Consider the following 12,147-nt stretch of genomic DNA (forward strand, 5'->3'; position numbering starts at 1 on the left):
TATAATAGATAGCCTTCTACTTCTGATTTTCAAATTTTACTGGCATCTTCGAGTGGATGGACAATCCATCTCAACAGTATGATGCATGACTAAGAAAAATCAACTAGCGGAGGTCAGCATAATCCGCAGTCTCTTCACCCTGGCTTGGCCGATTATTATGGCCAATATCCTTCAAACGGCTTATCAGTTAATTGATACTTTTTGGCTGGGAAGGCTAGGCGCAAATGCAGTGGCTGCGGTAAGTATAAGCTTTCCGATATTATTTTTGGTACTCTCTTTGGGTGCTGGATTGACGCTGGCGGGAACAGTAATCGTGTCTCAGTACAAAGGTGCGAATGATAAAAAAATGATTGATTTTACGGCTTCGCAAACTGTCATTATCGTCTTTTTGATTTCAATTTTTCTGGCTTTTCTAGGATATGTCGCTGCTCGTCCTTTAATGAGTTTGGTAGGAGCAGGGCCTGAAATTTTGAAAGACTCAGTCACTTATTTTCAAGTCTCTTCCTTTGGGTTTGTATTCCTCTTTATGTTTTTTGTTTTCCAATCCTTAATGAGGGGCATTGGTAATGTGCTACTACCGATGTACATCGTATTTGGTACGGTGCTTTTGAACTTGGTGCTGGACCCTTTATTTATTTTTGGATACGGAAGCATTGAAGGATATGGCGTGGCAGGAGCTGCTATTGCCAGCATCATCACTCAGGGTTTATCTGCCGCCGCTGGTCTTTATATTTTATTCAGAGGAAAGCAGGGAATCAAAATCAAGTTGAGCTGCATGAACCTTGAGTTTCGCTGGGTAAAGAGAATGTTTGAATTGGGAATACCGGCTAGCTTGGAGCAGTCTTCAAGAGCGGCAGCAATGACTCTGATGGTGATGCTGGTGACCAGCTATGGGAGTGAAGTCGTGGCAGCCTATGGAATAGGAGCTAGAATCCTAAGTTTGGTTATCGTGCCGTCCCTAGGAATGGGTATCGCCACGACTACTTTGGTGGGCCAAAACATAGGAGCAGGTCAAATCAAGCGAGCTGAAAAAATAGGTGATCTGAGTACCAAAATTGCATTTTTTGGGCTTACTGCAATCGGGTTAATCTTGTTTCTATTTGCCGAAACCTTGACAGCTTTCTTTGTTCCAAATGATCCTCAAGTGATAAAGGACGGCGCCAAGTTCATTAGAATAATGAGTTTGAGCTTTGGACTTTTGGGTGTGCAGCAAGTGCTCAATGGGGTATTCAATGGGACGCGCTTTACTCAGGCTTCTATGCTGATTTCTATCTTTAGTCTTTGGGTAGTCCGATTTCCAGTTGCTTTCATCCTTTCCACCAAAACAGAGTTGAGCTTCGAGGGTATTTGGTGGGCATTTCCAATTTCCAATTTAGTCGCTGCTTTGGTTGCATTTTCTTATTACAAAACCGGCTACTGGAAAATCCGAACCTTCAGAAATAGAAATGAGTGGATGGAGTCTGGCTTTGGATAATACCAATATTACACCCAAATTCAGTCTATATGAAACCGAGCTTGGCCCATGTGTCACACAAGAGGATATTTAATAACCCCGTAAGCTCACTCGACTATTTATCTGAAGGAACTAAAAAAATTAACTTATAATCATATGACGAAATACCCATGATCCCGTACCTACAGGAACACACAGTGGGATGATTATAACCCAGCATCCACCACATCAGCAGATGTGTTTGTGATTAGGGCGCGCTGGGGTGACGCAGCAGCGAGCCAGGCGGTTGGCATGCGGGGGGAAGCTTTGCTGGCGTCTTGACTTTTTGGTTCTTTTGCGTCAAGGCAAAAGAACAGAGAAATCGAGCATGAATCAAGCGTCACACAAGAGGATATTTAATAACCCCGTAAGCTCACTCGACTATTTATCTGAAGGAACTAAAAAAATTAACTTATAATCATATGAAAATACACTATTGCAAAGACTATCAGGAAATGTCGCTACTGGGAGCAGAATTAGTGCATGCTGAGCTTGAGATGAAGCCGGACCTTCTTTTCTGTGCGGCCAGTGGAAATTCCCCAACTGGACTATATGAGTTGATGGTAGAAAAGCATCAACATTCACATGGGTTTTTCGACTGGATGAAAGTGATCAAACTTGATGAATGGGTTGGGTTGAGCAATGAGTCAACCTTCACTTCCGAGTATGATATTCAACATAAGCTTCTCAAAAAGCTAGGAATTGGAGGCGATCGATACATTTCATTCGAAGTAGAAACTCAGGATCCAGAAGCTGAGTGCAAAAGAATCCAAAATGAGATAGCCGATTCTGATGGAATAGACATCTGTATTCTAGGAATTGGAATCAACGGTCACATTGCTCTAAATGAACCGGCGGAATATCTACAGCCGAATTGCCATGTGGCCAAACTTCATGCTGTAACCTTGGCAAGTGGGATGATTGAGAAAGTTGGTGTTCCTCTGACTCAAGGTATGACCATGGGAATTGGGGATATTATGAGTTCAAAAATGGTCATTCTCTTTATCTCGGGAAAAGGCAAAAAGCCAGCCTTGGATTTACTTCTTGAAGGAAACATCAGAACAGATTTACCCGCTTCACTTTTATGGCTTCATCCTAATACTCATGTCCTAGTAGATAAGAAGTCAATGGTGGTAAGTGGTATTTAGTGGTGAAAAGCGACAAAATGTGTCTGACATGAGTTTGTTAATTTTTTATTAACTCAGGCTATTTTCCAATCATTGGAAATTTTACTTAATTCGGCCTTTCATATTTTTCCTTTTAGCACATGACCTGGCAATTAATCAAAGATGCCCTGCGGGGCAAAGAGCAGGATTTTACCAGTCTCTCCCTTAAAACAGCCATTTTCGTACTAGCCATTCCCATGATCCTGGAGATGATGATGGAATCTGCCTTTGCTGTCGTAGATATCTTCTTTGTAGCTAAGCTAGGTGAGCATGCTATTGCCACGGTTGGGTTGACCGAGTCTGTGATAGTGCTTGTCTATGCGATGGGATTTGGAATCAGTATGGCTGCTACTGCTTTAATTTCAAGAAGATTCGGCGAAAAGGAATACAGGGAGGCTGGAGCAGCTGCTTTTCAATTACTTATCGTAGGAGGAGTAATCTCAATTATCCTAGGAATATTGGGATGGGTATTCGCTCCGGATATTTTGGGGTTGATGGGAGCAGAGGCAGAAGTCATCGCAACTGGTGTGAGTTACACACGGATAATTTTTGCTGGCAATACGGCTATTATGCTGTTATTTTTGCTCAATGGAGCGTTCCGGGGAGCTGGACAAGCGCATCATGCCATGCGATCACTTTGGATTGCCAATGGATTGAATATGGTTTTGGATCCGATTCTGATTTTTGGGGTTGGAAACTGGGCTGGCTATGGATTAGAAGGAGCAGCCATTGCTACTACTTTCGGCAGAGGAATTGGCGTAGTGTATCAAGTTTACCATCTTTTTAATGGTAAGCACAAGCTGAAAATTCTTAAGGAAAACATTGTTGTTTCTTGGGAAATCATCAAGAAAATCATGGAGATAGCCGTGGGAGGAATGGGGCAATTCCTGATCGATTCGGTTTCTTGGATAGCGCTCACCCGAATGAATGCTGAGTTTGGTTCAGCTTCGCTAGCAGGATTTACTATAGCATTTAGAATATTGATTTTCACTCTTTTGCCTGCTTGGGGTTTGTCTGGAGCAGCCTCTACTTTGGTAGGTCAAAATCTAGGAGCCAAACAACCAGATCGGGCTGAAAAATCAGTTTGGATGACGACTAGATACACCGTGATTTTCATGGCTTCGGTGACAGGTATTTATTTACTATTCAATCAGCAATTGGCTGGTTTCTTTACCGATATTCCAGAGGTTCAGGCAGTAGCTGCACAGGGTCTTTGGGTAGTAGCTTTAGGCTATGTTTTCTTTGCCGTTGGTATGGTGTTGACGCAGGCTTTTAACGGTGCTGGGGACACCAAAACTCCAGCTTGGATAAATATCGGCGTGCTTTGGTTTATCGAGATTCCCCTTGCTTATGTACTCGCTTTCCCTTTTGGATTAGCTCACTTGGGGATATTTATTTCCATCGCATTTAGCCATAGTTTTCATTCCTTGGTCTCTCTATATTTCTTCAAAAAGGGCAAATGGAAACTAACGGAGGTGTAATGAACAGACTTCAAGTCACAATATTTTCTTAAATTAAGTGCTTGTAAATGATTAGGTTATCATGATGCAGTCCGAGGTAGATATTCTAGAAAAATTAACGGAAACATTAAACGCTGATGGAGTTTCACCTATTCCAGAAAGCAAACTTTTGCTTGAAAGAATTAGAGCTCGAATGCAGGTAATTCAATCACTTAAAACTACTAATGTTGAAGTACTTGTTCCTCAAATTGGCGCTGCTACTTCCCCTGTTTGTTTTGCGACAAGCGATGAAGTGCAGACAGCTTACAAGACTGAAAATTGCTCCTTGGAGCAAATAGATAGATGTATTGATGGCTTGATTTTGTCTCAGGAATCTTAGGTTTTCCATTCCACTAAGTGAAGAATACCATGAGTTTTTAAGCATATAAAAATTAACCCAAAACACGATGACAACTTTAAACACGTACTTGACTTTTGAAGGTAATTGTGAAAATGCCTTCAATTTTTATCGCTCAGTTTTTGGAGGCGAGTTTGCCCATGTAGGTAGGTTTGCCGACATGCCAGATGATCCACAATACCCGGTAGCTGATGAGTTTCGTAATCAAATCATGCACATCAGTTTGCCAATCAGCAAGGAATGCATCTTGATGGGATCAGATACTGGTGGACATGGTGGGCCACTGACTGTTGGTAATAATTTCTCAATTTCAATAAGCACCAATTCAAAGGAAAAGGCAGATGCTTTTTTTGAGAAGCTATCTGCTGATGGGAAGGTGACTATGCCGATGAGCAGTACTTTTTGGGGGGATTATTTCGGAATGATGACTGATCGATTTGGAATAAATTGGATGATCAGTTTTGCTGAGAATCAACATCAGGAATAAACAAACTAACTTATTGAACAGCCGGGAACTCACATTTCTGGCTGTTTTATTTTTAAGACTTCTTTATCAGAATTGATTTATTTACCGGTTTTTCTGACAAGGAATGAAAACCACGGAAGTCCAGCTTCTGGATATGCAGGGCAACTGTGAAAAGCAGACTGACTGATTATAAGGATGGTTGGCTAAATGGTGTTCTCTGCGTAAAACTCTGTGTTCACTGTGGTTAAAGACTTCCCTAAAAAAAGGCTAATTTTAACCCTTCAACCCGGACTATGCATTAGGATTCGTAACGAGGGTTCAAACTGCAAGAAAATCAGTCTCTTTGGAGATCGAGTCGTAGCACCGCTACGGCGAGAGCGAAAAGTGAAGCATAGCGACTGATTTTGAGGCGGTTTGAAGCCGTAGTAGATTTGCTAATGCATAATGCGGGTTCAACCATGAATTAGTAAGCTCCATGACCAATAATGACGTAGCCCGTAGCCTTCGCTATACTTTTGACTTCAATGACTTCACAATGATAGAAATCATCAAATCAGGAGGGGAAACGGTAGATCGGGAATTGGTTGCCAACTGGCTCAAGCGAGACGATGAACCGGAGTTTGAAGAAATGTATGATAAGGAATTGGCGACTTTTTTGAATGGATTTATCATTCTCAAGCGTGGCAAAAAAGAGGGTGAGCAGCCTGTTGCGGAGAAAAGATTGAATAACAATATCATTTTGAGGAAACTCAAAATAGCATTAAACCTCCGTGATGAGGATATGTTGGCAATCCTAGAATCTGTAGATAGAAAGATCAGCAAGCATGAGTTAAGTGCATTTTTCAGAAAGCCAGGCCAGGCACAATTTCGTCCATGTAAGGATCAGATTCTAAGGAATTTCCTCAAAGGGTTGCAGCAGAAACATCGCCCCGGTGCTTCCTGACAAGATCATTTACTTAGCCTTTTGACTTCTGCTACAAGTTTGTCATTGCTGACGCCAAGACCTTCCTGCTGATACTGTAGCACACCATTTTTATCGAATACAGAAATGATATTTGTATGTGAAAAGTCGATGGGGGATATCTTCTTATACTTCATAGAGAGTACGTTCGAAAATTCTCTGACATCGTCCACAGTGCCTTGTAACAAGGTCCATTGATCTCCTTCCAGATGCTCCTCTTTGGCATAAGCTTTTAGTACCTCAGGAGTATCTCTACCTGGATCAATACTTACCAGTACAAAATCTATTGCTGGATTAGCTACTTTTTCATTGATGTTTCTCATATCAGCTACCAATCTTGGGCAAGCTGCTTCACATGAAGTGTAAATCATCACTACTACCATTACTTTTCCTTTCAGGTCAGTTAGTTGTATAGTCTTATTATTCTGGGTTTTCCATTCAGAAGTAAGATTAAATATTGACCTGTCGGAGATACCATCCTCATCCAAAACGGGGGTTTCTACAGCACTTACCTTTATCAGATCCATCTTACATACAGGGCATGTTCCTGGATGATCATAGGTTTTGTGACCTTCACATTTCATAGGGCAGAAGTACTGATCGGAGGTGTCAGCTTGCTTTTGGCATGCAAAAAGACTTATTAATAGGACTAGGCTGAATAGCTGGGTAATAAGCTTGATTTTCATCTGTTTATATTTTGATTTTCAAAGGTCATAACCTGTCCCGTGACGAAGGAAACGGGATGGAATCTCGCAAGGCTGATAATCATCCCAGTGTGTGACGCTTGAGTCATGCTCGATTTCATGTTACTATTTTGATTTTGCACATCTGAAACCTAAGTTTTTGATGTTGTAATCGGCTTTAATACTACCCCTGAAGGCATAGCGCATAAAAGCTGCATAATCTCTGAGATTGCTCGCGCTGATGGCTGCGCCAGCACAAAACAGGTCTCTATCCGCATCGCCATCCTGACGGGATTCTCCGGATATCAACACACTGTTGAAATCGCTGGTCCATTCCCAAACCATTCCATGCATATCATAGATTCCCCAGTAGTTTTTAAAGGTGCTTCCTACGGTCTTGGAGTAAGTATTTGGGGTTTCGTAGGTTTCTACGATTCTTTGGTTGAATAAACTGTCTTTCTCTGCATTTGCTTTTGTCTCACTTGCCTTGGCCGCGAGTTCCCATTCATCTACTGAAGGTAGGCGCTTATCCAGACAGGCACAATAGGCTTTGGCTGCAAACCAGGATACATTGGTGATGGGAGAATTGGCGTCCATATTTTGACCCAACTGTAAATCATCCTGCCAATCAGCAAGATAATTTCCATCTGCGAAAAGTGATTTTACGTTGGATTTCTGCCATTCGGGATAGTTTTTGACAAAGTCCAAGTATTGTTGATTGGTGACAGGATATACATCCAGCAAGAAATCATCTACCCAAACTTTGCCGGAGTCCAAACTATAAAGGGGGAGTGATGATCCCCCTTTTATTAGTTTCATGGCTGTTGACGATTGGCTATATCCAAGGTGGGAAAAGCTAACTAGTACGAAGCAGGCTATGATATGCTTTACTTGAGTCATTTTTAATGAGAACTTTTTGCTTTAGTCACCATAGTAGGTGTAACTACAGCCCCGCTATTTCCCCAGCTACTGTACACATAGGTCAATACATTAGCGACTTGTTCATCAGTAAGTGTCTGGGCAGTCATCACAGAATTATAAGTTTTTCCGTTGACGGTGATTTCTCCTGTTTTGCCATGGAGTACTATGTTAATAGCCCGCTCTACATCTTCATTTAAATAATCAGCATTGGCTAATGGCGGGAAGGCATTTGGAATACCTTGACCTTGCTCTTGGTGACAGGCTTGACAGGTTCTTGCGTACATTTGCTTACCAAGCTCAATTCTTTCTGATACAGATGAGGCGGATGGTGCTAGAGGTGCACCTTGGTCTCCTGGCATGGTCTGAATAGCTCCGCCTTCAGGCTGATATATTCCTTCTTGGATAGTCCCGGAATAAACTAAAGGATTTTCCTTACCTGATACTTTTAGCATACCTAAAGCACCTTTATTAAATGCCCTGAAAATAGCATGATCAACCAACACAAATGTGCCTGGTGACTCTACTTTAAGCTCTATTATAGCCGCTCCTCCCGGAGGTATTAGAGTTGTTTGCACATCATGGTTGATTAATGACCCAGCTTCTACATGCACTCTATCGAATATCTCCCCAATGACGTGGAAGGAAGAAGCTAGATTTGGGCCGCCATTTCCAACATATAAACGGATAGTTTCGCCTACTTCAGCAGTGATCGCATTGTCTCCGCTGAGTGCCTCAGTGTTACCATTGAAAACCACATAATCCGCATCCTCATCGATTGCTTTTTGCATGTCAAAAGGTTGGAGACCAGGTTCTCCATAGGATCCTTTGGTATAGAAATCACCCTGCATGATGTAGTATTCCTTATCCACCTTAGGATAACCTCCTGCGGGTTCTACCAGAATGAGCCCATACATGCCATTGGCGATATGCATCCCCACCGGTGCCGTAGCACAATGGTAAACGTATAATCCCGGATTTAGTGTTTTGAAAGAAAAGGTGATTTCATGTCCTGGAGCCACAAAAGAGGAAGAAGCACCTCCACCTGGACCTGTCACGGCATGAAGATCTATGTTGTGAGGGAGTTTGTTGTCTGGATGATTTTTCAGTGTGAACTCTACTTCATCACCTAACCTGGTTCGGATAAAACTTCCAGGAACAGTGCCACCAAATGTCCAATAGATGTAGCTTACACCATTTGCCATTTGGCCTTCCTGTTCCAATATTTCCATGTCCACTATCACATGCCTCGCTGGCCGGCTGCCTATAGGTTCTGGTACGTGAGGGGGGCTGGTAAGTTGGGCATTGATTTTACCATTTGCCTCAATTTCTAAGGGGTTTTCCCGGCTTTCATGGCTACCGCCACTACATCCTACCACAGATATAATACCACCAAAAAACAAGAGTTTTCTCAAGAGATTTTCAACTCGATAAATCATAATCAATCAGTTAAATTGAACAATATTTTAAACCTGCACTCCCTTGTTGCTGGAAGTAAGCATTATTCTTCTGAGCCTATTGGATTGAATTACAACTTTCTAATACCAAGAAGTCATTCCTATACACCGATCATGCATGGATCAAAAGTAAATACAAATATTAGTGCAGCAAGAATAAATTCTCCGTCATTGTGATGACTTTTGTCATATAAATTTGGCTTTTTTTTCAATTCTTTATGTGTATCCGCTTTTCTGCCGGCAAAGAGACAAGCTTCATAGGATTTGGTAACTTCTAGCATTTGGTCACTTCGGCTTGGCCACTCTGGCGGGTCTCCTGTCATCCTCCCTTTCAGCCGGCACGCTGGATTCTTCCTACCCGATATGCAATGAAATTCTGCAGACTGGCATCATCACATAATCTCAATTTTCATATACCTCTCGTACTCTTCCTACTTCGCCAGTATGCAGCATTACTTTGATGCCATGTGGGTGCGTGGGTGAAGATGTAAGGATTCTCTTCACAATCCCTGCTGTAAGTTCACCTGTTCGCTGATGATGCTTCTGGATAATTGTGACCTCACTGTCGATTTGTATGTTTTTTCGAATGGTTCCAGTAACTGTTTTTTTATCCATTTGTGTTGTTTTCTTGTATGAATGCACAAGTTACTTCTGACTTGATTCTAATGACAACTTTTAACTTGGTAAAACGAGCTGTAGCATTCTGCGAAAGATTTACGTATTGATTAAGGTTTGAATTTCATTAGAATACCTGTCTTTTACATTCTCCTAATTAAATTTCATATGAATACTAGACTCATATTCATTGGCATAACTGCCTTTCTCCTGCTAGGCTGTAATGATGAGGATGTAAATCCAAAGAGGACTATTATAGGAACTTGGCAATCCGTATTTCATCTTAGCGAATATGACTATGTGAGCACGTTTGAGATTATCCCAGATGGAACAATTAAAGGAAGTGAAACCTTGCGCCAAAAAGGCTCGCCTGTCGATTTGGGCTATGCAAGTGAATTTGCGGGGATCTATCGAGTTGAAGGGACTAAGTTGATTGTGATAAGAAACCAATTTTCACTTCCAACAGATACGAAGCTTCAGTATGCGGACAAGGAACTTCTGGTGTCGGTAGAGGACGGAGAAACTATTATGGAATATGCCATTGAAAGTGACTTCTCAAAATTCTATTATATATGCCCACCGAATGCAAGTTGTGCTCCGCCAGAACCCTTTATTAAGATTGACTAGAAAAAATATGAAAATCAAATTGATAGCTTCAGTTTTCCTTATGCTATTGCTTCTTGGATGCGATGATGCTGAAATCAATCCTCAAGTTTTGACGCAGAATCAGTGGCAAAATGTCGTTGAATATAAGATTGCAAATCAACCGTATGATTTGGTGTATTCCATTGATTTTGAGTCAGATGGAAAAGTATATTCTGAAGTTTATTTTAGAGATATAGAGACCAAAGAAGTGATCGGCTATCTTGAATATTATACTGGTAACTATCAAATTACTAATGGAAAAATTTTGGTCTCTATACTTGCACTTTACCACATACAAGGAGGAGAAGAGTTTGATCTGGACAAAGAGGAGCTAAGTATAGTAGATGGAGAAAATCTGTCGCGAGAATTTCAACTTAGAAATAAGAATAGAGAACTGCATACCATTATGCCGCCTTTAGCTAGTTCTTTGGGTATTATTTACAATAGAGTTGACTAGTAAGTGAGTTGTAGTTGAGTATTAAAAAAAGGGCTGTTTTCGAATAAAGAAAACAGCCCTTTTTAGTTGGTTTAGTTTTCGAGGGTCACGCTAATTATCCTGTGGAATATTGATAAGAAGTGCTATCAAATCCTTTGGTGTGTGAACTTTACCTAGTTTTTCATCCTGAAAAATAACCTGTAACTGATATTCTAACTCGAAAATCAGACCATTGATAAATACCGGATCCATGTGCAATTGCTCAATAAAGTCAGCGTTTTTCTGCTGGCCAATCAACGTAATACCATACGAGTGGAAGACTTCGATGGCTTTCTTTAGAAGTGTAAATTGTTGGGTCATAGTAATTGTCTTTTGAGAAAGAAAGAAATAGTCAATTTGGTGTTTTTAAACATGCCGTCAATGAGAACGTAAAATCAAACACTTAGTTCCAAAGTACTTGATTAATACGTTTCTAATTCTATGTTCGCTACAGACAAGCTATTAATTAACAATAAATAGGCGAGTTAATTATTCTTACTAATCTTTTGATTGCTAGTGAAGTCTGGAACTTATTATGGATGTACGAAGAAGGGACGCTTGGTGGATTAGGGTAAAAATAAAGTGAGATTTACTGCGGAAAAATGCGCTATGTATTCTCAGCTTCTTTTATGTCATCATTGTTTCAGGTAGGCTCGTTTGCGGAAAATTTGCGCAGCAATTCTCCCACTTACAGACTTTCCTGCTCTACCTGTACGGAAATATTGAATTCGGGATAGCTTTCATACAAATCCCTGATTTCCACATTTTCCAATCCTGTGATAGCCTGGATCAAAGCTTGATTTACCTGAGAATGCTCAAATTTTGGGTGAGCAAAAAGAACGAGTACTTTACGCATGAATCTAGGCTTTAGCCTTGGAAATTAATTTTCTGATGTGAGCCATTACAAAAGGGTTTGTTTTGGCTGGAACCGTATCTAAAAAAGGCAGAAATCTTACATTGGTTTTTGAGGTGGCCATTGTGAAGTTTGACTTAGAGATTTCCATAGACCATCAGCGGCCCTTTAGGAACTACTTCTACCAACTGTTCCTACATCACATCACCTGTGCTTCTTTCTTTTTGCTCCGCAAAATAATAGCCCAGCGCACCACTTGGGCAATTATCTATTTGCTTGACTATGGTTTCTGTACTTGCTCCTTCGGCATTAACCCATGGCCTTTTTTCAAAATCAAAAACTGAAGGCAACCCCTTAACACAATTCGTGGAATGGATGCATTTGTGAGGTTCCCATGTGATAGTTACTTCACCGTTAGAATATTCTTTATGAATTAGATTATCTGACATAGCTTTTCGATAGTTTGACCTTATAATAATAGTACAAAATATTCAACTTTGAATTAAATATTAGATGGCAGAATACAGAATCAAGGGAATCATTATTGGTAGAATCAATA

At 40.9% G+C, this 12,147-nt stretch carries 17 protein-coding genes; 8 read left to right on the top strand and 9 right to left on the bottom strand.

Going from position 1 to position 12,147, the window contains the following annotated elements:
* Positions 1-85: 85 nt before the first annotated feature.
* The 6 genes from U3A58_RS15100 to U3A58_RS15125 all read left to right on the top strand — a co-directional run bounded on the left by U3A58_RS15100 (position 86) and on the right by U3A58_RS15125 (position 5,924).
* Positions 86-1,474 carry an MATE family efflux transporter gene (locus U3A58_RS15100; RefSeq protein ID WP_323824715.1) on the top strand — a complete coding sequence of 463 codons (1,389 nt, stop codon included), beginning with the start codon at positions 86-88 and terminating at the stop codon, positions 1,472-1,474.
* A 440-nt stretch (positions 1,475-1,914) separates the two neighbouring features.
* On the top strand, positions 1,915-2,640 hold the full coding sequence (locus U3A58_RS15105; RefSeq protein WP_323824717.1) for a 6-phosphogluconolactonase: 726 nt from the start codon (positions 1,915-1,917) through the stop codon (positions 2,638-2,640).
* Positions 2,641-2,759: 119 nt separating this feature from the next.
* A complete protein-coding gene (locus tag U3A58_RS15110; RefSeq protein WP_323824719.1) occupies positions 2,760-4,139 on the top strand; it encodes an MATE family efflux transporter in 1,380 nt (459 codons plus the stop codon).
* A 61-nt stretch (positions 4,140-4,200) separates the two neighbouring features.
* Positions 4,201-4,497: a hypothetical protein gene (locus U3A58_RS15115; protein ID WP_323824721.1), complete on the top strand. Its 297-nt coding sequence runs from the start codon at positions 4,201-4,203 to the stop codon at positions 4,495-4,497.
* 67 nt (positions 4,498-4,564) lie between these two features.
* Entirely contained in the window at positions 4,565-5,002 is a 438-nt protein-coding gene (locus U3A58_RS15120) for a VOC family protein (RefSeq protein WP_323824723.1), read from the top strand.
* 454 nt (positions 5,003-5,456) lie between these two features.
* A complete protein-coding gene (locus tag U3A58_RS15125) occupies positions 5,457-5,924 on the top strand; it encodes a YehS family protein (RefSeq protein WP_323824725.1) in 468 nt (155 codons plus the stop codon).
* Between the two features lie 5 nt (positions 5,925-5,929).
* On the opposite strand, the gene U3A58_RS15130 is transcribed toward U3A58_RS15125, so the two are convergent.
* From U3A58_RS15130 to U3A58_RS15155, 6 genes are all read right to left on the bottom strand, one after another.
* Positions 5,930-6,628 carry an SCO family protein gene (locus U3A58_RS15130; protein WP_323824727.1) on the bottom strand — a complete coding sequence of 233 codons (699 nt, stop codon included), beginning with the start codon at positions 6,626-6,628 and terminating at the stop codon, positions 5,930-5,932.
* Positions 6,625-6,747, bottom strand: a complete 123-nt coding sequence (locus tag U3A58_RS15135; protein ID WP_323824729.1) for a hypothetical protein — start codon at positions 6,745-6,747, stop codon at positions 6,625-6,627. The genes U3A58_RS15130 and U3A58_RS15135 overlap by 4 nt, the downstream gene beginning before the upstream one ends.
* Positions 6,748-6,751: 4 nt before the next feature.
* Complete coding sequence (locus U3A58_RS15140; RefSeq protein WP_323824731.1) at positions 6,752-7,444, bottom strand: formylglycine-generating enzyme family protein; 693 nt, start codon at positions 7,442-7,444, stop codon at positions 6,752-6,754.
* An 83-nt stretch (positions 7,445-7,527) separates the two neighbouring features.
* Entirely contained in the window at positions 7,528-8,982 is a 1,455-nt protein-coding gene (nirK, locus tag U3A58_RS15145) for a copper-containing nitrite reductase (protein WP_323824733.1), read from the bottom strand.
* A gap of 119 nt (positions 8,983-9,101) precedes the next feature.
* The gene (locus U3A58_RS15150) at positions 9,102-9,281 is read right to left on the bottom strand and encodes a hypothetical protein (RefSeq protein ID WP_323824735.1); all 180 of its coding nucleotides are present in this window, start codon (positions 9,279-9,281) and stop codon (positions 9,102-9,104) included.
* A gap of 121 nt (positions 9,282-9,402) precedes the next feature.
* Positions 9,403-9,615, bottom strand: a complete 213-nt coding sequence (locus U3A58_RS15155) for a YwbE family protein (RefSeq protein WP_323824737.1) — start codon at positions 9,613-9,615, stop codon at positions 9,403-9,405.
* 168 nt (positions 9,616-9,783) lie between these two features.
* Here U3A58_RS15155 and U3A58_RS15160 point away from each other — a divergent pair, with 168 nt between their 5' ends.
* Complete coding sequence (locus tag U3A58_RS15160) at positions 9,784-10,242, top strand: hypothetical protein (RefSeq protein ID WP_323824739.1); 459 nt, start codon at positions 9,784-9,786, stop codon at positions 10,240-10,242.
* 7 nt (positions 10,243-10,249) lie between these two features.
* Positions 10,250-10,717 carry a hypothetical protein gene (locus tag U3A58_RS15165; protein ID WP_323824741.1) on the top strand — a complete coding sequence of 156 codons (468 nt, stop codon included), beginning with the start codon at positions 10,250-10,252 and terminating at the stop codon, positions 10,715-10,717.
* 90 nt (positions 10,718-10,807) lie between these two features.
* On the opposite strand, the gene U3A58_RS15170 is transcribed toward U3A58_RS15165, so the two are convergent.
* From U3A58_RS15170 to U3A58_RS15180, 3 genes are all read right to left on the bottom strand, one after another.
* Entirely contained in the window at positions 10,808-11,056 is a 249-nt protein-coding gene (locus U3A58_RS15170) for an acyl carrier protein (protein ID WP_323824743.1), read from the bottom strand.
* A gap of 367 nt (positions 11,057-11,423) precedes the next feature.
* Positions 11,424-11,591, bottom strand: a complete 168-nt coding sequence (locus U3A58_RS15175; protein ID WP_323824745.1) for an NAD(P)H-dependent oxidoreductase — start codon at positions 11,589-11,591, stop codon at positions 11,424-11,426.
* A 191-nt stretch (positions 11,592-11,782) separates the two neighbouring features.
* The gene (locus tag U3A58_RS15180) at positions 11,783-12,037 is read right to left on the bottom strand and encodes a (4Fe-4S)-binding protein (protein ID WP_323824747.1); all 255 of its coding nucleotides are present in this window, start codon (positions 12,035-12,037) and stop codon (positions 11,783-11,785) included.
* Between the last annotated feature and the right edge of the window lie 110 nt (positions 12,038-12,147).

It is taken from the genome of Algoriphagus persicinus (assembly GCF_035156415.1).
Classification (GTDB): domain Bacteria; phylum Bacteroidota; class Bacteroidia; order Cytophagales; family Cyclobacteriaceae; genus Algoriphagus; species Algoriphagus persicinus.